Raw genomic sequence first — 25,690 nt, 5'->3', positions numbered from 1 at the left:
GGGCTCGCCACTTTGGGTGTAGGTCGGTGGTGGTGGGTTTTGGGATTGGGGGGGATATCCTCGCCCTTACGGCGAGTCCAGCGTGGTTTAACGGGGCGCCCGGATCAGTTCAAATGTGGGAGCGGGCTTGCTCGCGAAGGCGGTGTGTCAGTTGACACATGCATTGACTGATACACCGCCTTCGCGAGCAAGCCCGCTCCCACAACGGATCGCGGACGCACCTGCAATCAGGTCGGCTATCAGGCAGCCACTTTCAACCAACCGCCCGGAACAACATAAAAACCGCCACCACCAGGCAGACGCTGGCAAACCCCACCTGCAACGCCCGCGCCGGTACCCGCGCGCAGAGTTTTCGGCCGATGATCATGCCGACGATGCTGGCGACGATGAAGGCCACCCCGAGGCCGTCGATGCGCACCCCGGCGTGCAAGGCGCCGATCACGCCGATCGCCGAAATCAGGCTGATCACCATGAGGGAAGTGGCAATGATCCCGCGCATCTGCACGTCGGTCAGTTGCTTGAAGGCCGGCACAATCAGAAAACCGCCGCCCACGCCGAGCAGCCCCGACACCACGCCGGTCACCGCACCGAGGGCCGCCAGGGTCGCGGTGCATTTGGCGGTCCAGGAAAAGCGTCCGGTGTGCTGGTCGAGCATGCAGTTCTTCTGGCCCCAGTTGGCGTGACCGTGATCGCTGGGCCCCTCGTCCTTGCGCTCGCGGCGCAGCATCCGCGCGGCCACCATGACCATCAGCAGGCTGAACAGGATCATCAGGATTTTTTCCGGCAACTGATGGGCGAAGTAGATGCCCACCGGCGAAAAAACCGCTCCCAGCAAGGCAATCAACAGCGCCGCGCGATAGCGCACCAGGCCATGGCGCAGGCCATCGATGGCGCCGACCGCCGCCGCGCTGCCCACGGCGAACAGCGCAACCGGTGCCGCCGTGGTCATGCCCCACCCCAGGCCCAGCACCAGCGCCGGTACCGCCAGAATACCGCCGCCGGCCCCGGTCAAACCGAGCACCAACCCCATGACCACACCAAAAAAACTCGCCAGCAACATAGAACGCTCGTAATCCATGACAAAAGCCGGGAACGCCCGGTATCGATGAGTGACAGGATAGAGCCCGCACGGTTTTTTTCATCAACAGAATTGACGAGGGGGCTGGTCAGCGCAGGGAAAAGGAAACTAACCTCATGGCTTCTCCACGAACGAATCCACCCCCATGCCCGCCCTGATTGAAGCCTTTTTCGACGACGCCTCGTCCACCTATAGCTACGTGATCTTCGAAGCCGATGGCGGGCAGTGCGCGATCGTCGATCCGGTGCTCGACTACAACCCCGCCGCCGGGCGCACCACCACCGTGCAGGCCGACCGCATCATCGCCTTCGTGCGCGAGCACCGGTTGCAGGTGCAATGGCTGCTGGAAACCCATGCCCACGCCGACCACCTCTCCGCCGCCCCCTATCTGCGCCGCGAACTGGGCGGGAAAATCGCCATCGGCCAGTCGATCTGCAAGGTGCAGAACGTGTTCAAGGCCTTGTTCAACCTGGAGCCGCAATTCTGCATCGACGGCTCGCAGTTCGATCACCTGTTCGTCCCCGACGAGTCGTTTCGCATCGGCAACCTCAAGGCCACGGCCCTGCATGTACCTGGCCATACCCCGGCGGACATGGCCTACCTGATCGACGGCGATGTGATCCTGGTGGGCGATACGCTGTTCATGCCTGACGTGGGCACGGCGCGCTGCGACTTTCCGGGGGGTGACGCCCACCAGATGTTCGCCTCGATCCGCAAGCTGCTGGCCTTCCCCGCCGGCGTGCGCCTCTACGTCTGCCATGACTATCCGCCTGAAAGCCGCGAGCCGCGCTGCATGACCACGGTGGGTGAACAGCGCCAGGGCAACATTCATGTGCGCGATGGCATCGACGAGGCGGCCTTTGTCGCCATGCGCACGACGCGTGATGCCGGGCTGGGCATGCCGACGCTGCTGCTGCCGGCAATTCAGGTCAATGTGCGGGCGGGGAATATGCCGCCGGCCGAAGACAACGGCGTGACCTACCTGAAAATCCCCCTCAATAAATTTTAAGGTCAATAGATCTTCAGATATCCAGGGTCAAACCGTTGGCCGGCAACGGCAGCGCCGTCTTGTAGCGCACCTGTTTGAGCGCAAAGCTCGAACGGATATTGGCGACACCGGGGACTTTGGTGAGGAAGTCCATCATGAAACGCTCCAGCGACTGGATGCTCGGCACCAGCACCCGGATCAAATAGTCCGGGTCGCCGGCCATCAGGTAGCACTCCATCACTTCCGGGCGATCGGAAATCGCCTCTTCGAAATGCTGTAACGCCCTTTCCACCTGCTTTTCCAGGCTGACATGGATGAACACGTTCACATGCAGCCCCAGCAGGTCGGCATCGAGCAGTGTGACTTGCTCGCGAATGACACCCAGTTCCTCCATCGCCTTGACCCGGTTGAAGCACGGTGTCGGCGACAGGTTGACCGAGCGCGCCAGGTCAGCGTTGGTGATGCGGGCGTTCTCCTGAAGGCTGTTGAGAATGCCGATATCGGTACGGTCCAGTTTGCGCATGAGACAAAACCACCTTTTTTTTATGTTTATGCAGATTTTTTATCTGCAAATGATCTGAAGCGCAACGAAACAGAGAGAAATATTCTTCTTGGCCGGGCCTATGATTGTTGTAGGACAAGATTTCTTTGATCAAAGAATGACGGTCAGCTCACTACAAGAAATTCACAAGATCGAGCGTAGAAGCCATGAACCAAGCGTATGAACCGCTGCGTCTGCACGTCCCTGAACCCTCGGGCCGTCCCGGCTGTAAAACCGACTTCTCCTACCTGCACCTGACCGATGCCGGCACGGTGCGCAAACCTTCCATCGACGTTGAACCCGCCGACACCGCCGACCTGGCCCGTGGCCTGATCCGCGTGCTCGACGACCAGGGCAACGCCCTCGGCCCATGGGCCGAAGGCGTGCCGGTCGAGATCTTGCGCAAAGGCATGCGCGCCATGCTCAAGACGCGGATCTACGACAACCGCATGGTGGTCGCCCAGCGCCAGAAGAAAATGTCGTTCTACATGCAGAGCCTCGGCGAAGAAGCCATCGGCAGCGCCCAGGCCCTGGCGTTGAACATCGACGACATGTGCTTCCCGACCTACCGTCAGCAAAGCATCCTGATGGCCCGCGACGTCCCGCTGGTCGACCTGATTTGCCAGCTGCTGTCCAACGAGCGCGATCCGCTCAAGGGACGTCAACTGCCGATCATGTACTCGGTCAAAGAGGCCGGTTTCTTCACCATTTCCGGCAACCTGGCCACGCAATTCGTACAGGCTGTCGGCTGGGCCATGGCCTCGGCCATCAAGGGCGACACCAAAATCGCCTCGGCCTGGATCGGCGACGGCGCCACCGCCGAGTCGGACTTCCACACCGCCTTGACCTTCGCCCACGTGTACCGCGCGCCGGTGATCCTCAACGTGGTCAACAACCAGTGGGCCATCTCCACCTTCCAGGCCATTGCCGGGGGTGAAGCCACCACCTTCGCCGGTCGTGGCGTCGGTTGCGGCATCGCGTCCCTGCGGGTCGATGGCAACGACTTCTACGCGGTCTACGCCGCCTCCGCCTGGGCCGCCGAACGCGCCCGCCGCAACCTCGGGCCAACCATGATCGAATGGGTCACCTACCGTGCCGGCCCGCACTCGACGTCCGATGATCCGTCCAAATACCGCCCTGCCGACGACTGGAGCCACTTCCCGCTGGGTGATCCGATCGCGCGCCTCAAGCAGCACCTGATCAAGGTCGGCCACTGGTCCGAAGAGGAACACGCCGCCGTCAGCGCCGAACTGGAAGCCGAAGTGATCGGCGCACAGAAACAGGCCGAGCAGTACGGCACCCTGGCCGGTGGCCAGATTCCAAGCGCCGCGACCATGTTCGAAGACGTCTACAAAGAGATGCCGGAGCATTTGAAGCGCCAGCGTCAAGAGCTGGGGATCTGACATGAACGATCACAACAACAATATTGCGCTGGAAACCGCCATGACCACGACCACCATGACCATGATCCAGGCCCTGCGCTCGGCCATGGATGTGATGCTTGAGCGTGACGACAACGTTGTGGTGTTCGGCCAGGACGTGGGCTACTTCGGCGGCGTATTCCGTTGCACCGAAGGCTTGCAGACCAAGTACGGCACCTCGCGGGTGTTCGACGCGCCGATCTCCGAAAGCGGCATCGTCGGTGTTGCCGTGGGCATGGGCGCCTATGGTTTGCGCCCGGTGGCGGAAATCCAGTTCGCCGACTACGTGTACCCGGCGTCCGACCAGATCATTTCCGAAGCCGCGCGCCTGCGTTATCGCTCGGCCGGGGAATTCACCGCGCCGATGACCCTGCGCATGCCTTGCGGTGGCGGCATCTACGGCGGCCAGACCCACAGCCAGAGCATCGAGGCGATGTTCACCCAGGTCTGCGGCCTGCGTACCGTCATGCCCTCCAACCCCTACGACGCCAAAGGCCTGCTGATTGCCTCCATCGAAAACGATGACCCGGTGATCTTCCTGGAGCCCAAGCGCCTGTACAACGGCCCGTTCGACGGCCACCACGACCGCCCGGTGACCCCCTGGTCGAAACACCCGGCCGCGCAGGTGCCGGACGGCTACTACACGGTGCCGCTGGACGTTGCCGCCATCACCCGTCCTGGCAAGGACGTGACCATCCTGACCTACGGCACCACCGTGTATGTGTCGCAAGTCGCCGCGCAAGAAAGCGGCATCGATGCCGAAGTCATCGACCTGCGCAGCCTGTGGCCGCTGGACCTGGAAACCATCACCCGGTCGGTGAAGAAAACCGGCCGTTGCGTGATCGTTCACGAAGCGACCCGCACCTGCGGTTTCGGCGCCGAACTGGCGGCGCTGGTGCAGGAACACTGCTTCCACCACCTGGAAGCGCCGATCGAACGCGTCACCGGTTGGGACACCCCCTACCCGCACGCGCAGGAGTGGGCGTATTTCCCAGGGCCGTCCCGTGTGGGCGCGGCGTTGAAACGGGTCATGGAGGTCTGAATGGGCACGCACGTTATCAAGATGCCGGACATTGGCGAAGGCATCGCAGAAGTTGAATTGTCTCAGTGGCACGTGAAAGTCGGCGACCTGGTCGTCGAGGACCAGGTGCTGGCCGATGTCATGACCGACAAGGCGATGGTGGATATTCCCTCGCCGGTGCATGGCAAGGTCATCGCCCTCGGCGGGCAGCCGGGCGAAGTCATGGCGGTCGGCAGCGTGCTGATCAGCATTGAAGTCGAAGGCGCGGGCAACGTTAAAGAATCGGCTCATCCAGCCGCGGTCAAGGAAACCCCGGTGGAAGCACCGAAGGTTGAGCCCGTCGTGGAAAACAAGCCGGCGCCAGCCGCCCCTCGTCCGGCAGCCGCCTGCCAGGGGCCGATGGTCGCTCGTGAAGCCGATGAACGTCCGCTGGCCTCCCCGGCGGTGCGCAAACATGCGCTGGACCTGGGCATTCAATTGCGTCTGGTACGCGGTTCCGGCCCGGCCGGTCGGGTATTGCACGATGACCTGGAGGCCTACCTGGCCCAGGGCCAGTCCAATGCCTCGTCCGCCAGCAGCGCCTACGCCCAGCGTATCGACGAAGAACAGATCCCGGTGATCGGCATGCGCCGCAAGATTGCCCAGCGCATGCAGGACGCCACGCAACGCGCCGCTCACTTCAGCTACGTCGAGGAAATCGACGTCACGGCCGTCGAAGAACTGCGCGCGCACCTCAACGAAAAACACGGCGCGACCCGTGGCAAGCTGACCTTGCTGCCGTTCCTGGTCCGCGCCCTGGTCGTGGCCCTGCGCGATTTCCCGCAGATCAACGCCCGCTACGACGACGAAGCCCAGGTCATCACCCGCCTCGGCGCGGTGCATGTGGGCATCGCCACCCAGGCCGACATCGGCTTGATGGTGCCGGTCGTGCGTCACGCCGAAGCTCGCAGCCTGTGGGACAGCGCGGCGGAAATCGCCCGCCTGGCCACCGCCGCGCGCAACGGCAAGGCCAGCCGCGATGAACTCTCCGGCTCCAGCATCACCCTGACCAGCCTCGGCGCGTTGGGCGGGATCGTCAGCACCCCGGTGCTGAACCTGCCGGAAGTGGCGATTGTCGGCGTGAACAAGATCGTCGAACGGCCGATGGTGATCAAAGGCCAGATCGTGGTCCGCAAGATGATGAACCTCTCCAGCTCCTTCGATCACCGCGTGGTCGACGGCATGGACGCGGCGCTCTTCATCCAGGCCGTGCGCGGCCTGCTCGAACAACCCGCCACGCTGTTTATGGAGTAAGACATGCAGACTCTGCACACCACGCTGCTGATCATCGGCGGCGGCCCTGGCGGTTATGTGACGGCGATCCGTGCCGGTCAGTTGGGCATCCCGACCATACTGGTGGAAGGCCAATCGTTGGGCGGCACCTGCCTGAACATCGGCTGCATTCCGTCCAAGGCCCTGATTCACGTCGCTGAACAGTTTCACCAGACCCGACATCACAGCCAGCATTCGGCGCTGGGCATCAATGTGCCGGCGCCGACGCTGGACATCGGCAAGAGCGTCGAATGGAAGGACGGCATCGTCGATCGCCTGACCACCGGTGTCGCGGCGCTGCTGAAAAAGAACAAGGTCCAGGTCATCCCGGGCTGGGCCAAGGTCGTGGACGGCAAAACCGTCGACGTCGGCGACACGCGCATCCAGTGCGAACACCTGGTCCTGGCCACCGGATCGAAAAGCGTCAACCTGCCGATGTTGCCGATTGGCGGGCCGATCATTTCTTCCACCGAAGCCCTGGCACCCGCCTCCGTGCCCAAGCGCTTGATCGTGGTCGGTGGCGGCTACATCGGCCTGGAACTGGGGATTGCCTATCGCAAGCTCGGCGCCGAGGTCAGCGTGGTCGAAGCCCAGGAACGTATCCTGCCGGCCTACGACGCCGAACTGACCCAGCCGGTGCACGACGAACTGAAGAAGCTCGGTGTGAAGCTTTACTTGAAGCACAGCGTGCAGGCCTTTGATTCAAATGAAAATACCTTGCAAGTCAGCACACCGGACGGTGACACCCTGAGCCTGGAAACCGACCAGGTGCTGGTGGCCGTGGGCCGTAAACCCAACACCCAGGGTTGGAACCTCGAAGCGCTGAACCTGGACATGAACGGTTCGTCGATCAAGATCGACAACCGCTGCCAGACCAGCATGCGCAACGTGTATGCCATTGGCGACCTGAGCGGCGAACCGATGCTCGCCCATCGGGCGATGGCCCAGGGTGAGATGGTGGCCGAACTGATCAGCGGCAAGTCCCGCGAGTTCAACCCCACTGCCATTGCGGCCGTGTGCTTCACCGACCCGGAACTGGTGGTGGTCGGCAAGACCCCGGACGAGGCCAAGGCGGCCGGCCTGGACTGCATCGTCTCCAGCTTCCCGTTCGCCGCCAACGGCCGGGCGATGACGCTGGAGTCGAAAAGCGGCTTCGTGCGCGTCGTCGCCCGTCGCGACAATCATCTGATTGTCGGCTGGCAAGCCGTGGGTGTCGGGGTGTCCGAGTTGTCCACGGCCTTTGCGCAAAGCCTGGAAATGGGCGCGCGGCTGGAAGACATCGGCGGCACCATCCATGCCCATCCGACGCTCGGCGAGGCAGTGCAGGAAGCGGCGTTGCGAGCCTTGGGGCATGCTTTGCACCTGTAAAGATCAAAAGATCGCAGCCTTCGGCAGCTCCTACGGGGGTTCACCGATCATGTAGGAGCTGCCGCAGGCTGCGATCTTTTAGCTTTTTTACACTGCGAAACAGCCTTGGAATGAAGTATTGTTGTGCCCATCCGGAAAAACGTCAGAAGCCTTGAACCGTTTCGGCGGTTGTTAAGTGATAGAGGGTGTCATGGGTAACGAAAGCATCAATTGGGACAAGCTGGGTTTTGACTACATCAAGACCGACAAGCGCTATCTGTCGTACTGGCGTAATGGCGAGTGGGACAAAGGCACCCTGACCGAAGATAACGTGCTGCACATCAGCGAAGGCTCCACGGCCCTTCACTACGGCCAGCAATGCTTCGAAGGCCTGAAGGCCTATCGTTGCAAGGACGGCTCGATCAACCTGTTCCGTCCGGACCAGAACGCCGCGCGCATGCAGCGCAGCTGCACCCGCCTGCTGATGCCGCATGTGTCGACCGAGCAATTCATCGAAGCGTGCAAGGACGTGGTCCGCGCCAACGAACGCTTCATCCCGCCTTACGGCACCGGCGGCGCGCTGTACCTGCGTCCGTTCGTGATCGGCGTGGGTGACAACATCGGCGTGCGTACCGCCCCCGAGTTCATCTTCTCGGTGTTCGCGATCCCGGTCGGCGCCTACTTCAAGGGCGGCCTGACCCCGCACAACTTCCAGATCTCCGGCTACGACCGCGCCGCGCCACAAGGCACCGGTGCCGCCAAGGTCGGTGGCAACTACGCCGCCAGCCTGATGCCGGGCTCCCAGGCCAAGAAGGCGCACTTCGCCGACGCCATCTACCTGGATCCAATGACCCACAAGAAGATCGAGGAAGTCGGTTCGGCCAACTTCTTCGGGATCACCCACGACAACAAGTTCGTGACCCCGAATTCGCCGTCGGTACTGCCGGGCATCACCCGTCTGTCGCTGATCGAGCTGGCCAAGACCCGTCTGGGCCTGGAAGTGATCGAAGGCGACGTGTTCATCGACAAGCTCTCGGACTTCAAGGAAGCCGGTGCCTGCGGTACGGCCGCCGTGATCACCCCGATCGGCGGCATCCACTACAACGATCACCTGCACGTGTTCCACAGCGAAACCGAAGTCGGCCCGATCACCCAGAAGCTCTACAAAGAGCTGACCGGCGTGCAAACCGGCGACATCGAAGCGCCAGCCGGCTGGATCGTCAAGGTTTGACCTGACGCCCGCCCGCACTGAAAAATCGCCGCCCCCGGCTTCCGGGGGCGGCGATTTTTTTTGTGCCCTTTGTAGGAGCGAGCCTGCTCGCGATGGTCTTCAACGATGACAATGGAAACCTGACACTCCACCCCGCCCTTCATCGCGAGCAGAGCTCGCTCCTACGGATAACGGTCATTAAGACCAGACGCAGTCTTAATGACCAGAGTCAAAACAACCACAACCAACCTGGAACGCCCGTACTTAAAGGCCCGTCACATTGGCCTGATTTTTGGTAGGTGTTGTGTAAAAGCTCACTGACCAAAAGGAAACCTCTGTATGAACAACACTTTTCAAGACCGTCTGGCGGTCGTCACCGGTGCCAGTTCCGGCATTGGCCTGGCGGTTACCGAACGCTTGCTCGCCCAAGGCGCGCGCGTGCTGGCGATGTCGCGCCAGATCGGCGGCCTCGGTGAACTGGCCGAACGCTTCAAGACGCAACTGTCGTGGGTAGCCGGCGACGTGACCCGCCCGGCCGACCTGGAGCGCCTGGCGAAACAGGCCTCGACCCTGGGCCCCGTGAGCTACCTGGTGCCGAACGCCGGCATTGCACAACTGGCCGACGGGCTTGACCTGGGGGCTTTCGACCGGCAATGGGCGGTCAACGGCGCGGGCGCGTTGAACACCCTGGCTTGCCTGCGCGGGCAACTGGCGGCGACCGCCTCGGTGGTGTTTATCGGCACCTTCCTGGCACAAGTGACCTTCCCGGGCCTGGCGGCCTACATCGCCTCCAAAGCCGCGCTGATCCACCATGCGCGCACCCTGGCGGTGGAACTGGCGCCCCACGGCATCCGCATCAACACCGTGTCCCCCGGCCCGACCGCGACGCCGATCTGGTCGACGCTGGGACTCAAGAACGAAGAACTGAGCGCAGTCGCCAACACGGTCAATGAGCGCTTGCTCGGCGGTCAGTTCCTGGAGCCTGGGGCGGTAGCCGATGTGATTCTGTTCCAGCTGGGCAACGGCGCACGCAACGTGATCGGCCAGGACTGGATCGTCGATAGCGGCTACTCGATTCGATAGAAAACCCATCAATATCAACAGGTAAGAACGTGTTCTTCGCGAGAAGTCTCGCTCTCAGAGGTCCAGCGCCGACTTCAACCTGGCGCCTGACCCATGGGAGCGAGCCTGCTCGCGAAAGCGACCCGACTGAAAACACACTTCAAACCGATCAATCATCCCGCGTCAGCACTTCCAGCAGTTCAATCTCGAACAGCAGATTCGAGTGGGGCGGGATCTTGCCCATCGTGCGCTCGCCATAGGCCAGGTGTGCCGGCACCCACAACTTGCGCTTGCCACCGACCTGCATGCCCATGATGCCCTGATCCCAGCCCTTGATGACCCGGCCGGTGCCGATCACGCACTGGAACGGCTTGCCCCGGCTGTAGGAAGAGTCGAATTCGCTGCCGTCTTCCAGCCAGCCACGGTACTGGGTGGTGATGAGCGCGCCTTTGACGGCTGTTTTGCCCTCGCCGGGCTCAAGGTCGATGATTTGCAATTCGTCGTTCATATGCCTACTCGTTCACAATCGCCCCGGTCCGCAGGGCGCGGGCGGTGTTTTTCGCAGAAACCGGCGTCTTTGGCAATCGCGGAACCGAAGGCCCCGCTACCGTTCACATAAGTATCGACGTTCCACTCAGAAAGGGACCCTCTGATGACCGGCTCACTCGCCCTGCGCAGTTTCATTCCGCCGTATATTCTCAACCGCATCGTCGCCCACGGTTCTGAACACCAGCGCTCCAGCGCCCTGAGTACGCTGACCCATGTGCGTACCCTGCGGCACCCGCCCGGCCCACCGTCACTCGCCTCGGCAAACGCGATCCTGCCGCCAGCGCGCAAACCCGGGCAGGCACAACGCGCCATTCACGACGCCCAGGGCAAAATGCTGTTGCCCGGCCAGCCGGTGCGCCTTGAAGGGCAGCCGGCCAGCGGCGATCCGGCGGTCGATGAAGCCTACGATGCACTGGGTGCCAGCTACGATTTCTTCTGGAAGGTGCTGGGTCGCGATTCCATCGACAACCAGGGTTTCACCCTGATCGGCAGCGTGCATTACGGCCAGCACTACGAGAATGCGTTCTGGAACGGTTCGCAGATGGTCTTCGGTGACGGCGACGGTGAAATTTTCGAGCGCTTTACCCGCTCGCTGGATGTCATTGGCCACGAACTGACCCACGGCGTGATCGAAAGCGAAGCCGGCCTGGAGTACGCCAATCAGTCCGGGGCGTTGAATGAATCGCTGTCGGACGTGTTCGGTGTGCTGATCAAGCAATATGTACTGGGACAAACCGCTGATCAGGCAGACTGGCTGATCGGCGCGGACTTGCTGACGCCGCGCATCAAGGGCGTCGGCCTGCGTTCCATGTCCCATCCGGGCACCGCCTACAACGACCCGCTGCTGGGCAAGGATCCGCAACCGGACCACATGCGCAAATTCGTCATCACCCAGGAGGACAATGGCGGCGTGCACATCAACTCCGGCATTCCCAACCGTGCGTTTTATCTGGCGGCCAAGGCCCTGGGCGGCTTTGCGTGGGAGAAAACCGGCCGTATCTGGTACGACGCCCTGTGCGATGGGCGCTTGAGCCGCGAAGCATCCTTCAGTGCCTTCGCGCAACTGACTGTCACCCATGCCCAGGCGCTTTTTGGCAGCCACGCGGCCCGCGCGGTGCAACACGGCTGGGCTGAAACGGGCGTCGACCTGACGCAGGAGGCACCATGAAAAACCTGCCAACACTGGACGAGCGTGCCGTGGTGCGCCTGTCTCGCCAGGGTGGTTTTGCGGCCATCCAGGCCTTGAGCCGCCCTCGGGAAATCGAATTCGGGCAATGCGATATCGACCAACGCTCACGCATCTGCCTGTTGCTCGAAGGTTGCCTGCCACTGGCCAGCGCGTCTCCCGGCGGCGGCGATCAGCGCTTCTACCAGATCGAAGTGCGCTTCTTTGCCGGCGAGCAGGACGATGAAGTGGTGTTGAAGGTGCCTGAAGACCGGGCCCCCGGCGAGCTGGTACGGCTGTGGGATAAAGGTGAATTGCTATAAAAATCAGCCAATACCTGCGAAAAGCCTGTATTACGAGGGATTAACCGCTGTTTCCCGCCGTTGCCGTGAATTAAGATAACCGCCACCTTCCCGTACGGTTCATTTCGCCATGATGGCAGCCCGCGACTAATGTGGCCCTGGATCAGCACCGCCCTCGGCTCGGTGATTATCGTTCTGATCATCGCGTTGATTGTTCGCGAGCGCGCGTCGCGCCGGCAACTGGCCGAGTACCGGGCGATCATCAGCGACCTCGCCGAGGGCCGTAACATCCGCCAGGACGGTGACGCCGAGCGTTTCAAGCGCAGCCAGTATTTCGCCCGCATCGGCACCTGGGACTGGGACGTGGACACCGACAAGCTCTACTGGTCGGAAGCGATCTACGCCATGTTCGGGTTCAAGATCGGCGAAGTGACGCCCTCCTACGCGCTGTTTTGCGCCTGCGTGCACCCGGACGACCGGGCCCGGGTCCGGGCCGGCGAGCTGCGCTGCCTGGCAACCGGCGAGAACCACGACGAGGAATACCGCGTGGTCTGGCCCGACGGCACCATTCGCTGGCTACGGGAAACCGGCAATGTGGTCAGGAACGACCACGATGAAACGGTCAAGATGATGGGCGTGGTCCGCGACATCACCGAAGAAAAAGCCTCGGCCAGCTACCTGCAACACCTGGCCCACTTCGATCCACTGACCGGCTTGCCCAATCGCCTGGTGCTTGAGGAACGCCTGTCCGACGCGCTGGAACAGGCACGCGTCAGCGCCACCCGCGTGGCATTGGTGTTCGTCGACCTGAACGGTTTCAAGGCGATCAACGACCACTATGGCCATGCGGCCGGCGACCGCGTGCTGGTCACGACCGCGACCCGACTCAAGCGCGTCCTGAGTGCCACCGATACGGTCGCCCGCATCGGTGGCGACGAATTCGTGGTCATCCTGCAGGGCCTGCCCCAAGGCATCAGCCTGCAGGACGAAGCCCGCAGCATCTGCCAGAAGATCTTCATCGAACTCTCCCCGCCCGTGACCCTCGGGAACGAGCAGCGCCACATCGGCACCAGCCTTGGCGTCGCCGTGTTCCCCGACCATGCGCCGAACATGGACCGGCTGATTCATATTGCCGACCTGGCGATGTATGCGGCCAAGCGCAGCGGGAACAATCAGTACCGATTGGGAGAACAGGTAGCGGGCCATCCGGCATGAGCCTCGACTGACAGGGAGGCTTTGCGCACAGGCCGGCAGACATCCACGGTAGATCTCTGGCGACCCCAGCCTTTATCCTTGTCCCCCCCGCCGTACCGAGTAGATGGAGTTTCCCCATGCCCCATGAAGGCAATCTGTTACAAGCCGCTGTCGTGTTTCTGCTCGCGGCAGTCCTCACCGTGCCCCTGGCCAAGCGCCTGCATCTGGGGGCGGTGCTCGGTTATCTGTTCGCCGGGGTGATCATCGGCCCCTCGGTGCTGGGCCTGATCGGCAACCCGGAAAGCGTCGCTCACATCTCGGAACTGGGCGTGGTGTTGCTGCTGTTCATCATCGGCCTCGAGCTGTCGCCACGGCGCTTGTGGGTGATGCGCCGGTCCGTGTTCGGCGTCGGCCTGGCGCAGGTGTTGCTGACGGGAGGGGTGCTGGGCGTACTGGCGCTGTTCGTGTTCGGCCAGCCTTTGAACAGTTCTATCGTGCTGGGCCTGGGCCTGGCCCTGTCGTCTACCGCGTTCGGCCTGCAGAGCCTGGCCGAACGCAAGGAACTGACCAGCCCCCACGGGCGCCTGGCTTTCGCGATCCTGCTGTTCCAGGACATCGCCGCGATCCCGTTGATCGCCATGGTGCCGTTGCTGGCCGGCGTCGATCACAACACCAGCACGGCAGAAGACGTGAACCACGGATTACGGGTGCTGGCCAGCATCGCCATCGTCGTGATCGGTGGCCGCTACCTGCTGCGACCGGTGTTCCGGATTGTCGCCAAGAGCAATTTGCCTGAAGTCTCTACCGCCACCGCGCTGCTGGTGGTCATCGGTACGGCATGGCTGATGGGCATCGCCGGCATTTCCATGGCCCTGGGCGCCTTCCTCGCCGGCCTGCTGCTGGCGGATTCCGAATACCGCCATGAGCTGGAAGCGCAGATCGAACCGTTCAAGGGGTTGCTGCTGGGGCTGTTTTTCATGAGCGTCGGCATGGGCGCGAACCTCAGCCTGCTGCTGCACGAACCAATCGTGGTGCTGGGCCTGACCGTGCTGCTGATCGCCGTCAAGTTTCCCTTGCTGTTCGTCCTCGGTCGCCTGGCCGGAGGCCTGAACAGCGTCAGCGCCATCCGCCTTGGCATCGTTCTGGCCGCCGGCGGTGAATTTGCGTTCGTGGTGTTCAAGATCGGTCGCGATCAAAACCTGTTCGATCCGCGCCTGTATGACCTGCTGGTGCTGGCGATCACCCTGTCAATGGCCATGACGCCGCTGTTGATCCTGTTGTGTGCCCGTCTGGTCAGCCCCAAAGTGCAACCGGTGGTGGTGCCGGAAAAATTCCGCGAAATCGACACCGAGGCACCGCGCGTGGTGATCGCCGGCATGGGCCGCATGGGCCAGATCGTGGCGCGGATCCTGCGGGCGCAGAACATCAAGTTCGTCGCCCTCGACACCTCGGTGGAAACCATTGAGCTGTCCCGCAGCTTCGGCGGCGTGCCGGTGTTCTATGGCGACCCGATGCGCCCGGAAATCCTCAGCGCGGCCAAGGTCGAGCAGGCCGAGTATTTTGTGATTGCCACCGACGACCCGGACACCAACATCAAGACCGCCGAGCTGGTGCACAAGCTCTACCCGCACATGAAGATCATCGCCCGCGCCCGTAACCGCCAGCACGTGCACCGGTTGATGGACGTGGGTGCCCACGCCGTGCGCGAAACCTTTTATTCGAGCCTGGAAATGAGCCGGCAAACGCTGATCGGCCTGGGCTTGACCCAGGAGCAGGCCGATGCGCGGATCAAGCGCTTCAAGCACCACGACGAACAGGTGCTCGAAGCCCAGCACGCGGTCTACGACGACGCGGCGAAAGTGATGCAGACGGCGCAGGAAGCGCGGGCGGAACTGGCGCGGCTGTTTGAATCGGATCAGCTGGAAGAGCAAGCAGGCAAGAAATGAGGTGACTGTACCGGCCTCTTCGCGAGCAAGCCCGCTCCCACAGGGGGCTTGTGACCGACACCGAACCCATGTGGGAGCGGGCTTGCTCGCGAAGAACGATAACGCGGTAGATCAGACAACCCCCGAACATCAAGGACACTGCTTTGGCCGACCAACCCGCCCCCGCCCTGAAAGAAATCTTCAACGCCGAGCGCCTCCAGCACATCGCCACCGAGATGACGGCGGTCTATCCGGCGTTCGATGCCAAGGCATTCCTCAAGCTGGCAAAAAAAGACCTGGCCGAGCTATCGATCATGCAACGCCTGGCCCGCGTCAGCGAATCCCTGCATGCCGTGCTGCCGCTGGATTTCGAGGCCTCGCTGGAGGTCTTGCGCGCCCTCGCCCCGCGCCTCAACAGCGGCTTCGTCAGCATGTGCCTGCCGCATTACGTGGCGAGCTATGGCGCTGACCGCTTCGAACTCTCCATGGAGGCGCTCAAGTATTTCACCGCGTTCGGCTCCTCGGAATTCGCGATCCGCCCGTTCCTGCGCCGCGACATCGAACGCTCGTTGAAGTGGATGCACGCCTGGTCGCTGGACGACAACGAGCACGTGCGGCGCCTCGCCAGCGAAGGCTGCCGCCCGCGCTTGCCGTGGTCGTTTCGCCTGGAACGGATCCAGGCCGACCCGACACTGGCCGCCAGCATTCTCGACAACCTCAAGGCCGACAGCAGTCTTTACGTGCGTAAATCGGTAGCCAATCACCTCAACGACATCACCAAGGACCATCCCGAATGGGTGCTGGACCTGATCGAGGGCTGGTCGCTGGACAACAAGCACACTGCCTGGATCGCCCGGCATGCCCTGCGCAGCCTGATCAAACAGGGTAATCAGCGGGCACTGGCAATCATCGGCGCCGGCGGCAAGCCTGAAGTCGAGATCGTCGATGTACAGGTCAACCCGCCGGTGATTGGCCTGGGGGAAAAAATCACCCTGTCCTTCGCCGTCAGATCCACGGTCGAAAACAGCCAGCGCCTGGTGATCGACTACGCCATCGACTACGTGAAAGCCAACGGCAGCACGTCGGCGAAGGTGTTCAAGCTCAAGGCCCTGACCCTGCCGGGCAACACCACCCAAACCCTCGCCCGTGGCCAGCACATCAAGGAACTCACCACCCGCCGGCACTACGCGGGCAAGCATGCGGTGCATGTGTTGGTGAACGGCGAGCGGCTGGCCAGCACGATCTTCGAAATCCTTCCCTGAACCCCGTCCCCCAGTAGGAGCGAGCTTGCTCGCGATGGTGTGTCAGTTGACATCACGTTGACTGTCACACCATCGCGAGCAAGCTCGCTCCTACAACAGTGGCGTCTTCAGACTTCATTAAGAAAAGGTCCGGATACTTCTCCCCATTAGACCCGGGGAGATGTCTTGCATGCCCGATTTCAACTGGAACATTCCTTTACCGCTGCACCTGGGCAACGCTGAAACAGCGCCAATGAGCCTGCTCAGGGCACTGCCGGACGACCCCGGGCGCCCGGCCTTCGAAGCCTTTATCCAGCAACGTTTCCGCCAGGCCCATGGCGCCGATATCCGTCATTTCATGCCGGAACTGTTTGGCATGTACAACGCCTCGCATGAACTCTGCGCGGTGGCCGGGGTGCGCCTGGCGAATAGCGGGCAACTGTTTCTGGAGCGCTACCTGGACGAGCTGATCGAGCCGTTGATCAGTGCCGCCGCCGACCGCCCGGTGGATCGAGCCGGCATTGTCGAGGTGGGCAACCTGGCCGCCAGCGACTCCGGCAGCGCACGATTGAGCATCATCGCCATCACCTACCTATTGGCCATGGGCGGCCTGGAGTGGGTGGCGTTCACCGGCAACATCGGCCTGGTCAACAGCTTTCATCGCCTGGGTTTGCAGCCGGTGACCCTGTGCGCCGCCGACCCCGAGCGGCTGGGCGACGACCGCCACAGCTGGGGCAGTTACTACGAGAGCCAGCCCTGGGTCCACGTTGGCGACATCCGCGCCGGATTCAGTCATTTACGCAACATCGGCTTGTTCAACCGCCTCGGTTTGCCGACGTCCATCGAGGAGTCCATCCATGTCGCCTGAAATGGACCATTTCAAACAAACCCTGCGCCGCCACGCCGAGCGAACACCCGACGGCATCGCGTTGTGGGGCGATCAGTCAAGGGTGGATTACGCCACGCTGTACGCCGAGGTGATGCATCGCCAGCAGCGGCTGCGCGACGAACACGTCAAGGTGGTTGCACTGGCGCTGGACAACGGCGTTGAAGCGATGCTCTGGGATCTGGCCGCACTGTTCGAAGGCCTGACCTGCCTGACATTACCGCCATTTTTCAGCCCTGCCCAACGCCATCACTGCCTGGAGCAGAGTCAAGCCGAACGGGTGATCGCCCAGCCGGAACTCGAAGGAGCGCTGCAAACGGCCGGGTATGAGAAAAACGGCGAATGCTGGCGACGCACCTTCAGCGCTCCGACCCGCCTGCCCGAGGGCACCGCCAAACTGACCTACACCTCCGGCACCACCGGCATGCCCAAAGGTGTATGCCTGAGTGCCGAAAGCATTCTGCGGGTCGCGCGCGCGCTGGACCAGGCCAGCCAGCCCAGCGCCCCGCGGCATCACCTTGCCTTGCTGCCCCTGGCTGTCCTGCTGGAAAACCTCGGCTGCTATGCTGCGTTGTATGCGGGTGCCACGCTGAGCGTTCCGGCGCAGAGCACACTGGGCATTCACGGCGCCAGCGGTGTGGACATGCCGCGCCTGCTCGATTGCCTGGCCACGCGGGCTCCCGAGAGCCTGATTCTGGTGCCGCAATTGTTGCGCTTGCTGGTCAGCGCGGTGCAAAACAACGGGTTTGATCCGCAGTCGCTTCGGTTTGCCGCCGTAGGCGGAGCGAGGGTTTCCAGAGAACTGCTGCAACAGGCGCAGCGTGTCGGCCTACCGGTTTACGAAGGCTACGGATTATCGGAATGCGCGTCGGTGGTGTGCCTCAATCGTCCGGGCGCATGCCGCCCGGGCAGTGTCGGCCGGCCCCTGCCCCATGTTGAGGTCCGCCTGGCCGATGACGGCGAAGTGCTGATCAAGGGTTCCACCCTGCTGGGCTATCTGGGGGAAGCGCCGTGCCTCGACGAATGGTGGCCCAGCGGCGATCTCGGCGAATTCGATCAGGAAGGCTTCCTCTATCTCAAAGGCCGCAAGAAGCATCAATTCATTACCAGTTTCGGGCGCAATGTGAACCCGGAATGGGTCGAGGCCGAATTGACCCAGCGCCACCACATCGCCCAGGCCTTCGTCTACGGCGAAGCCATGCCGCGCAACCATGCGCTGCTCTGGCCCCGCCATCCCGATTGCACTGACCAACAGTTGGCCGCCACCGTGGCCGAGGCCAACGAGGCCTTGCCCGATTACGCCCAGGTCCATCACTGGAACCGCCTGGATGAACCCTTCACGCCTGCCAATGGCTTGCTGACCGCCAATGGCCGCCCACGTCGCGAGGCCATCGTCGAGCGTTACCGGGCGCAGCTCACCGAGCCCACACCGTTCGAGGAACCCGCCTCATGAGTTTTTTTGACACGCTGCAAGCCGCCACCCACCAGGAGCGCCACGAGCTGTTCAACCTGCCGATCATTCTCGACGCGCTCGAAGGTCGGGTCAGCCTGGAAAGCTACCGGGCCTTCCTGACACAGGCCTATTACCACGTCCGCCACACCGTCCCCTTGATGATGGCCTGCGGTGCGCGTCTGCCCACGCGCCTGGAGTGGCTGCGCGAAGCGGTGTGCGACTACATCGAGGACGAATATGGCCACGAACAATGGGTACTGGATGACATCCAGGCCTGCGGCGGCGACAAGGACGCCGTGCGCGACGGCCGGCCTTCCTTGCCGATCGAACTGATGGTCGGTTTCCTCTACGACCTGATTGCCCGGGACAACCCGGTCGGCCTGTTCGGCATGGTCAATGTGCTGGAAGGCACCAGCATAGCCCTGGCCACCCACGCGGCCGGCAGCATTCGCGAGCGCCTGGACTTGCCGGAAACGGCCTTCAGCTACCTCAATTCCCACGGGTCGCTCGATATCGAGCACATGCAGACCTATCGCCGACTGATGAACACGCTGGACGACCCGACAGACCAGGCGGCGGTGATTCATGCGTCCAGGGTGGTCTACAAACTGTACGCCGATATGTTTCGCGGCTTGCCACGTGACGGGGAGAACCTGCATGCGCCTGCGTGAGGCTCGTGTCGTGCTGACCGGTGCCAGCGGTGGTATCGGCCTGGCCATCGCCACCGCACTGTGCGCCAGTGGCGCCTGTGTATTGGCGGTGGCCCGGCATCGGGAGCCGTTGTTGCCTTTACTCGAACGCTACCCTCACACCCTGTCCTGGGTGGGTGCCGACCTGACCTTGATCGCCGACCGGCACAAAGTGCTGGCCGCCGCCGAAGCCGTCGGCGGCATCAATCTGCTGATCAACGCCGCCGGGATCAATCACTTCGCCATGCTCGAACAGCTCGAAGACAGTGACATCCAGGCGATGCTGGCCGTGAACGTCGGCGCACCGATCTGCCTGACCAAGCTGTTCCTGCCGCTGCTCAAGCAAGCCGAGAGCGCGATGGTGGTCAACGTCGGCTCGACCTACGGCTCCATCGGCTACCCCGGTTACGCCAGCTATTGCGCCACCAAGTTTGCCTTGCGCGGGTTCTGCGAAGCCTTGCGCCGGGAACTGGCCGACACACGCGTCGGCGTCCTGTATGTCGCGCCCCGTGCCACGCGTACCAGCATGAACAGCCCGGCGGCGCAGGCCTTGAATGACGCACTCAAAGCCAGTGTCGACGATCCGCAGACCGTCGCCTCGGCCGTGATTCACGCCATCGCCGGTGATCGCCGTGATTTGTACCTGGGCTGGCCGGAGCGCTTTTTCGTGCGCCTCAACAGCCTGCTGCCCAACCTGGTGGATCGCGGCTTGCGCAAGCAATTGCCGCTGATTCGCCGCTTGAGTCAAAAGCCCGACAGCGAGGATCTCAAACCATGAAAAAATTCGCCGCTTACCTGTTGCTGGGCACGCTGAGCCAGGGTGTCTGGGCGCTGGAGCCCGCTGACCAGCAACGACTTGTCGGCATCCAGCAAAACTGGGCCCACATTCAATACGAACTGCCCGCCGGGCAACGCACGGCCGCTTTTGAAAAACTGGCCGCCCAGGCCGCACGCTTCACCCAGGAACGGCAATCGGTGGCCGAGGCATGGATCTGGTCCGGCATCGTCACCAGCAGTTGGGCCGGCGCCCAAGGCGGGCTCGGCGCACTGGGCAAGGTCAAGGAGGCCAGGGTTGACCTGGAAAAAGCCCTGTCCCTGGATCCCAAGGCCTTGCAGGGCTCGGCCTACACCAGCCTTGGGGCACTGTATGACCGTGTTCCGGGCTGGCCGATCGGCTTTGGCGACTCGGACAAGGCTGAACAGTTGCTCAAGCTCGCCTTGCAATTGAACCCCAACGGTATCGACAGCCTGTATTTCTGGGGCGATCACCTCTACCGCCAAAAACGCTACAGTGAAGCTAAGGCGGCACTGCAAAAGGCCCTGAACGCGCCCCCACGGCCAGGTCGGGAAACCGCCGATGCCGGACGCCGCCAGGAAATCGAAACGCTGTTGGTCGACGTTAACCAGAAACTCAACTGACAGGAGTCCGCGTGCGTTTACTTCTGATCGAGGATGATGTGGCCCTGGGCGAAGGTATCCACCAGGCCCTGGGCCGTGAAGGGTATACCGTCGACTGGGTGCAGGACGGTTGCAGTGCGCTGCATTCGTTGCTCAGCGAGGCCTTTGACCTGGCGGTGCTTGACCTGGGCCTGCCACGCATGGATGGCCTCGACGTGCTGCGGCGCCTGCGTGACAGTGGCTCGAATGTTCCGGTGCTGATTCTCACCGCCCGTGATGCCACTGAAGACCGCATCGCCGGGCTGGATGCAGGCGCCGACGATTACCTGATCAAACCCTTCGACCTCGCCGAACTCAAGGCGCGCCTGCGGGCCTTGCTGCGGCGCAGCGCGGGCCGCGCCCATGCGTTGATCGAACATGCCGGCATCAGCCTGAACCCCGGCACCCAGCAAGTGACCTATCGCGGGGAACCCGTGGCCCTGACGCCCAAGGAATATCAGTTGCTCCACGAACTGCTTTCGCCGCCGGGCCGGGTCATGACCCGCGATCATTTGATGCAGTTGCTCTATGGCTGGAGCGAGGAAGCGGAAAGCAACACCCTGGAAGTGCATATCCATCACTTGCGCAAGAAGTTCTCCACCGACCTGATCCGCACCATCCGGGGTGTCGGTTACCTGGTGGAGGAGCGCCGGTGACCTCGATCCGGCGTCGTACCCTGACGCTGATCATCGGCCTGATGCTCGCCGGTCTCGCCGTGATCAGCGTGCTCAACCTGCACGACAGCAATCACGAAATTGCCGAAGTCTATGACGCCCAACTGGCCCAGAACGCCCGACTGCTCCAGGGTGTCATGCGCATGCCGCTGGCCAGCGAGGAACATACCCGTCTGTATCAGGCGTTCAACCTGGCCTTGAGTGAAGCCGTGCCCAGGGTCGATGGCCATCCTTACGAAAGCAAAATTGCCTTTCAGGTCTGGAATCACAAGGGCGAGGTGCTGGTGCACACCGCCAGCGCGCCCGCCTTCACCGTGCCCCCGTCGAAACCCGGTTTCAGTGACGTGGTGGACCTCAATAACCGCCACTGGCGCGCGTTCTTGCTGGAAGACAAGCAGAATGATCTGCGAATCTGGGTCGGTGAACGCGACGATGTGCGGGCTGACCTGGTAGACCGGATCGTGCGCCATACCCTGTGGCCGAATGTGCTGGGCAGCCTGATTCTGGCGGCGATGGTCTGGCTGGCCATCGGCTGGGGCCTCAAACCCCTGGCCGACATGGCGGCAACCCTGCGGGCACGGCACAGCGGATCGCTGGAACCGCTGCACCTGACACCGCTGCCCAGCGAACTGGAACCGATGCAGGCGGCGCTCAACCGGATGCTCGCGCAGATTCAGGAAGTGCTTGGCCGAGAACGGCGTTTCATCGCCGATGCCGCCCATGAGATGCGCACCCCGCTTGCCGTACTGCGAGTGCACGCGCAAAACCTGCTGGAAGCGGGCACCGAGGAGGAACGTCGCGAGTCCCTGGCGTTTTTGATCGCGGGCGTCGATCGCACCAGCCGCCTGGTCAATCAATTGTTGACCATGGCCCGCCTGGAGCCCAAGGCCGGCGCCCCGACCCTGCGCGCCATTGACCTGACCCAGAGCATTCGCGACAGCCTGGTTCAACTCACGCCCTGGCTGCTGAGCAAGCATCTGGAACTGGCATTCGATGGCAGCGACCATCCTTGCAACCTGACCACGGACGCCGCCAGCATCGACATCGCCTTGAACAACCTGATCACCAACGCTGCGAATTTTTCGCCGGAACAGGGCGTGATCACCGTGCAATTGAATCAGGCCGAGGGGTTCTATCACCTGAGTGTCGAAGACCAGGGGCCGGGTATCGATGAAGCGGATCGCGCCCGCCTGTTCGAACGTTTCTACAGCCGTGGCAACCCACAGGGCGCGGGACTGGGGCTCACCATCGTCAACGCCATCGCCACCCGACTGGGCGGACGAATCACACTGGTCAATCGACCGGAGGGCGGATTGCGCGCCATCCTGTCGATTCCCGATGGAAAGCCGCGCCGCCCAGCGCAGCGCGCTACCCGCGAACCACCGCAAGCGTAGGCGCGAGCTTGCCCCTACAAGGGTTGCGCGCCCAGCAGAAGGTCCTGCTCACGCTCGCACAACTCCACCACGTAGTCCCACATCACCCGCAGGCGTACGGATTTGTGCAGTTCGCGCCGGGTGCTGATCCAGTAGCTGCGCAGGATGCTTTCCTCGGCGAACAACGGCACCAGCCCGGGGTCGGCGCTGGCCATGTAGCACGGCAGCACGGCAATGCCCAGGCCGGCGCGGGCGGCCTGTTGCTGGGCGATGACGCTGGTGCTGTGGAACACCACCTGCGGATTGCGGCAGAAACTGTTGAGGAACATCAGTTCCTGGCTGAACAACAAGTCGTCGACGTAACCGATCCACGCATGACGCCCCAGGTCTTCGCGATGGTGCAGCGGTGGCGCCTTGTCGAGATACGCCTGGCTGGCATAGAGCGCCAGGCGATAGTCCGTCAATTTTCGCGTGACCAGCATGTCGGCGGACGGGCGTTCGAGGTGGATGCTGATTTCCGCTTCGCGGTTGAGGATGCTGACGAAGCGCGGCACCGCCACCAACTCCACTTCCAGGCCCGGATAACGCTCGAACAACCCGTTCATGCGGCTGGACAGGAACATGATGCCCAGCCCTTCCGTGACCCCGACGCGGATCTTGCCCAGCGGCGCCGTGGACTGGGTGATTTCCTCCTGGGCCAGCAGCGCGACGTTTTCCATGGCCTCGGCGTGCTTGAGCAGCGCTTCGCCCGCCGGTGTCAGCTCATAGCCCTGGGCATGCTGGACGAACAGCGCGGTGCCGAGGCTCTTTTCGATGGCCTCGATGTGCCGGGCGACGGTGGCATGGGTGGTGTTCAAACGGCGGGCGGCGGTCAGCAAACGCCCGCTGCGCTGTAACTCCAGAAAAAACCGCAGGTCGTTCCAGTCGAACATGAATCATCCTTGGGCCAGGCAATTGAAGGCGCTGTCTAAAAACGCACAGCAGCTGGGTAAAAACTAACATTCTTTTAACGAAAGCTAACAACTAGGATGGGACACAACAAGAACAACAATACGAGGCCAGGGATGCAAGCTTCCCTTGATGAATACGACTACATCGTGGTCGGGGCCGGCCCGGCCGGCTGCCTGCTGGCCAATCGGCTATCGGCCAACCCGCAACACCGGGTGTTGCTGCTCGAAGCCGGCGGCCGCGATAACTATGCGTGGATTCATATCCCCGTGGGTTACCTGTACTGCGTCGGCAACCCGCGCACCGACTGGTGCTTCAAGACCGAAGCGCAACCCGGCCTGCAAGGCCGGACCCTGAGTTATCCACGCGGCAAAGTGCTGGGTGGCTGCTCCTCGATCAACGGCATGATCTACATGCGTGGCCAGGCCGGCGATTACGACGGCTGGGCCGCCGACGGCAACCCCGGCTGGCGCTGGCAGGACGTACTGCCACTGTTCAGGAAAAGCGAAAACCACTTTGCCGGAGAGTCCGAGTTCCATGGCGCCACCGGCCAATGGCGAGTCGAACGCCAGCGCCTGTCGTGGCCCATTCTCGATGCGTTTCGCAGCGCCGCCGAACAAAGCGGCATCGCCAGCATCGACGACTTCAACCAGGGCGACAACGAAGGTTGTGGCTACTTCCAGGTCAACCAGAAAGCCGGGGTTCGCTGGAACGCGGCCAAGGCGTTTCTCAAGCCGATCCGCGATCGGGCCAATCTGACCGTATTGACGGGTGTCGAAGTCGACCGGGTACTGCTGGAAAACGGCCGCGCCTCAGCGGTCAGTGTCCGCTTGCACGCGCAGGCGAAAACGTTCAAGGCACGCAAGGAAATCATCCTGTGCGCCGGCTCCATCGGTTCGCCCAGCATCCTCCAGCGCTCGGGCATCGGCCCTCGCCCGCTGCTGCAACGCCTGGGTATCGGCGTCACCCATGAACTGTCCGGCGTGGGTGGCAACCTGCAAGACCACCTGCAACTGCGGCTGATCTACAAACTGGAAAATGCCCGCACCCTCAATCAGATCGCCGGCAGCCTCTGGGGCAAGATGGGCATGGGCCTGCGTTATCTGTATGACCGCAGCGGCCCGCTGTCCATGGCGCCAAGCCAGCTTGGGGCCTTTGCCCGTTCAGGGCCGGAGCAGACCTCGGCCAATCTCGAATACCACGTGCAGCCGCTGTCGCTGGAGCGCTTCGGCGAGCCGCTGCATGCCTTCCCGGCGTTCACCGCGTCGGTCTGTGACCTGCGTCCGCAAAGCCGTGGCCGGGTGGAGATTCGTTCCGCGAACCCACAAGACGCGCCGCTGATCCAGCCCAACTATTTGAGCCATCCGGAAGATTTGCGGGTGGCCGCCGAGGCCATTCGCCTGACCCGGCGAATCGTGGCGGCACCGGCCCTAAAACCGTTCAAACCGGTCGAATACCTGCCCGGCGACAGTCTGCAAAGCGAAGAGCAACTGCACGAGGCTGCCGCGCGCATCGGCACCACCATTTTCCATCCGGTCGGCACCTGCCGCATGGGCAACGATGCCGATGCGGTGGTCGATGCCGAACTGCGGGTCCACGGCATCCCGGGCCTGCGCATCGCCGACGCCTCGATCATGCCGCGCATCACCTCGGGCAACACCTGTTCGCCTACGCTGATGATCGCGGAGAAAGCCGCGGAACTGATCCTCAATCCCGCGACAAGGAGTATCACCCCGACATTGGAACTGGTCACACACCCCTGAACCATGCGCCCCCCTGTAGGAGCGAGCCTGCTCGCGATGGTCGTGAACGATAACGCGGGAACCCGGATACCCCGCGGCGCCCTGAAGTCCATCGCGAGCAGGCTCGCTCCTA

The 25,690-nt window shown here is 62.7% G+C and carries 24 protein-coding genes; 20 read left to right on the top strand and 4 right to left on the bottom strand.

The window, feature by feature from the left end; genetic code table 11:
- Positions 1 to 253: 253 nt before the first annotated feature.
- On the bottom strand, positions 254 to 1,060 hold the full coding sequence (locus F8N66_RS11835) for a sulfite exporter TauE/SafE family protein (protein ID WP_150770344.1): 807 nt from the start codon (positions 1,058 to 1,060) through the stop codon (positions 254 to 256).
- Between the two features lie 163 nt (positions 1,061 to 1,223).
- Here F8N66_RS11835 and F8N66_RS11830 point away from each other — a divergent pair, with 163 nt between their 5' ends.
- Positions 1,224 to 2,087, top strand: a complete 864-nt coding sequence (locus F8N66_RS11830; protein ID WP_150770343.1) for an MBL fold metallo-hydrolase — start codon at positions 1,224 to 1,226, stop codon at positions 2,085 to 2,087.
- Between the two features lie 13 nt (positions 2,088 to 2,100).
- Here F8N66_RS11830 and bkdR read toward each other — a convergent pair whose 3' ends face one another.
- Entirely contained in the window at positions 2,101 to 2,589 is a 489-nt protein-coding gene (gene bkdR / locus F8N66_RS11825) for a Bkd operon transcriptional regulator BkdR (protein ID WP_150770342.1), read from the bottom strand.
- 185 nt (positions 2,590 to 2,774) lie between these two features.
- Here bkdR and F8N66_RS11820 point away from each other — a divergent pair, with 185 nt between their 5' ends.
- The 6 genes from F8N66_RS11820 to F8N66_RS11795 all read left to right on the top strand — a co-directional run bounded on the left by F8N66_RS11820 (position 2,775) and on the right by F8N66_RS11795 (position 10,000).
- A complete protein-coding gene (locus F8N66_RS11820; protein WP_150770341.1) occupies positions 2,775 to 4,010 on the top strand; it encodes a 3-methyl-2-oxobutanoate dehydrogenase (2-methylpropanoyl-transferring) subunit alpha in 1,236 nt (411 codons plus the stop codon).
- A 1-nt stretch (position 4,011) separates the two neighbouring features.
- Positions 4,012 to 5,070 (top strand): alpha-ketoacid dehydrogenase subunit beta, encoded by a 1,059-nt coding sequence (locus F8N66_RS11815; protein WP_150770340.1) that lies wholly within the window; start codon positions 4,012 to 4,014, stop codon positions 5,068 to 5,070.
- Positions 5,071 to 6,342 (top strand): dihydrolipoamide acetyltransferase family protein, encoded by a 1,272-nt coding sequence (locus tag F8N66_RS11810; protein ID WP_150770339.1) that lies wholly within the window; start codon positions 5,071 to 5,073, stop codon positions 6,340 to 6,342.
- A gap of 3 nt (positions 6,343 to 6,345) precedes the next feature.
- Positions 6,346 to 7,728 carry a dihydrolipoyl dehydrogenase gene (lpdA, locus tag F8N66_RS11805; protein ID WP_150770338.1) on the top strand — a complete coding sequence of 461 codons (1,383 nt, stop codon included), beginning with the start codon at positions 6,346 to 6,348 and terminating at the stop codon, positions 7,726 to 7,728.
- A gap of 190 nt (positions 7,729 to 7,918) precedes the next feature.
- On the top strand, positions 7,919 to 8,938 hold the full coding sequence (locus F8N66_RS11800; RefSeq protein ID WP_150770337.1) for a branched-chain amino acid aminotransferase: 1,020 nt from the start codon (positions 7,919 to 7,921) through the stop codon (positions 8,936 to 8,938).
- A 318-nt stretch (positions 8,939 to 9,256) separates the two neighbouring features.
- Positions 9,257 to 10,000, top strand: a complete 744-nt coding sequence (locus F8N66_RS11795; RefSeq protein WP_150770336.1) for an SDR family NAD(P)-dependent oxidoreductase — start codon at positions 9,257 to 9,259, stop codon at positions 9,998 to 10,000.
- A 148-nt stretch (positions 10,001 to 10,148) separates the two neighbouring features.
- Here F8N66_RS11795 and F8N66_RS11790 read toward each other — a convergent pair whose 3' ends face one another.
- Complete coding sequence (locus F8N66_RS11790) at positions 10,149 to 10,487, bottom strand: FKBP-type peptidyl-prolyl cis-trans isomerase (RefSeq protein WP_150770335.1); 339 nt, start codon at positions 10,485 to 10,487, stop codon at positions 10,149 to 10,151.
- A gap of 144 nt (positions 10,488 to 10,631) precedes the next feature.
- On the opposite strand from F8N66_RS11790, the gene F8N66_RS11785 reads away from it, so the two are divergent.
- The 12 genes from F8N66_RS11785 to F8N66_RS11730 all read left to right on the top strand — a co-directional run bounded on the left by F8N66_RS11785 (position 10,632) and on the right by F8N66_RS11730 (position 22,888).
- Entirely contained in the window at positions 10,632 to 11,696 is a 1,065-nt protein-coding gene (locus tag F8N66_RS11785; RefSeq protein ID WP_150770334.1) for a M4 family metallopeptidase, read from the top strand.
- A complete protein-coding gene (locus F8N66_RS11780) occupies positions 11,693 to 12,016 on the top strand; it encodes a protealysin inhibitor emfourin (RefSeq protein WP_150770333.1) in 324 nt (107 codons plus the stop codon). The genes F8N66_RS11785 and F8N66_RS11780 overlap by 4 nt, the downstream gene beginning before the upstream one ends.
- Positions 12,017 to 12,145: 129 nt before the next feature.
- A complete protein-coding gene (locus F8N66_RS11775) occupies positions 12,146 to 13,210 on the top strand; it encodes a sensor domain-containing diguanylate cyclase (RefSeq protein WP_150770332.1) in 1,065 nt (354 codons plus the stop codon).
- Positions 13,211 to 13,326: 116 nt separating this feature from the next.
- On the top strand, positions 13,327 to 15,135 hold the full coding sequence (locus F8N66_RS11770; protein WP_150770331.1) for a monovalent cation:proton antiporter-2 (CPA2) family protein: 1,809 nt from the start codon (positions 13,327 to 13,329) through the stop codon (positions 15,133 to 15,135).
- 143 nt (positions 15,136 to 15,278) lie between these two features.
- A complete protein-coding gene (locus F8N66_RS11765) occupies positions 15,279 to 16,376 on the top strand; it encodes a DNA alkylation repair protein (RefSeq protein WP_150770330.1) in 1,098 nt (365 codons plus the stop codon).
- Between the two features lie 169 nt (positions 16,377 to 16,545).
- Entirely contained in the window at positions 16,546 to 17,223 is a 678-nt protein-coding gene (locus F8N66_RS11760) for a thermostable hemolysin (RefSeq protein ID WP_150770329.1), read from the top strand.
- Complete coding sequence (locus F8N66_RS11755; protein WP_150770328.1) at positions 17,213 to 18,694, top strand: AMP-binding protein; 1,482 nt, start codon at positions 17,213 to 17,215, stop codon at positions 18,692 to 18,694. Before F8N66_RS11760 ends, F8N66_RS11755 begins: the two co-directional genes overlap by 11 nt.
- Positions 18,691 to 19,365, top strand: a complete 675-nt coding sequence (locus F8N66_RS11750; RefSeq protein ID WP_150770327.1) for a TenA family transcriptional regulator — start codon at positions 18,691 to 18,693, stop codon at positions 19,363 to 19,365. The genes F8N66_RS11755 and F8N66_RS11750 overlap by 4 nt, the downstream gene beginning before the upstream one ends.
- Positions 19,352 to 20,161: an SDR family oxidoreductase gene (locus F8N66_RS11745; RefSeq protein ID WP_150770326.1), complete on the top strand. Its 810-nt coding sequence runs from the start codon at positions 19,352 to 19,354 to the stop codon at positions 20,159 to 20,161. The genes F8N66_RS11750 and F8N66_RS11745 overlap by 14 nt, the downstream gene beginning before the upstream one ends.
- The gene (locus tag F8N66_RS11740) at positions 20,158 to 20,802 is read left to right on the top strand and encodes a tetratricopeptide repeat protein (protein WP_150770325.1); all 645 of its coding nucleotides are present in this window, start codon (positions 20,158 to 20,160) and stop codon (positions 20,800 to 20,802) included. Before F8N66_RS11745 ends, F8N66_RS11740 begins: the two co-directional genes overlap by 4 nt.
- Before the next feature lie 11 nt (positions 20,803 to 20,813).
- Complete coding sequence (locus F8N66_RS11735) at positions 20,814 to 21,476, top strand: response regulator (protein WP_150770324.1); 663 nt, start codon at positions 20,814 to 20,816, stop codon at positions 21,474 to 21,476.
- Complete coding sequence (locus tag F8N66_RS11730; protein WP_150770323.1) at positions 21,473 to 22,888, top strand: ATP-binding protein; 1,416 nt, start codon at positions 21,473 to 21,475, stop codon at positions 22,886 to 22,888. The genes F8N66_RS11735 and F8N66_RS11730 overlap by 4 nt, the downstream gene beginning before the upstream one ends.
- A 14-nt stretch (positions 22,889 to 22,902) precedes the next feature.
- Here F8N66_RS11730 and F8N66_RS11725 read toward each other — a convergent pair whose 3' ends face one another.
- Positions 22,903 to 23,799, bottom strand: coding sequence for a LysR family transcriptional regulator (locus F8N66_RS11725; protein WP_150770322.1), 897 nt, complete (start codon positions 23,797 to 23,799; stop codon positions 22,903 to 22,905).
- 132 nt (positions 23,800 to 23,931) lie between these two features.
- On the opposite strand from F8N66_RS11725, the gene F8N66_RS11720 reads away from it, so the two are divergent.
- The gene (locus tag F8N66_RS11720; RefSeq protein ID WP_150770321.1) at positions 23,932 to 25,578 is read left to right on the top strand and encodes a GMC family oxidoreductase; all 1,647 of its coding nucleotides are present in this window, start codon (positions 23,932 to 23,934) and stop codon (positions 25,576 to 25,578) included.
- The last annotated feature ends 112 nt before the right edge of the window (positions 25,579 to 25,690 follow it).

This window comes from Pseudomonas fluorescens, assembly GCF_902498195.1.
Classification (GTDB): domain Bacteria; phylum Pseudomonadota; class Gammaproteobacteria; order Pseudomonadales; family Pseudomonadaceae; genus Aquipseudomonas; species Aquipseudomonas fluorescens_BU.
The sequence above is the reverse complement of the archived record's forward strand: the minus strand, read 5'-3'. Positions and strand labels throughout refer to the sequence as shown.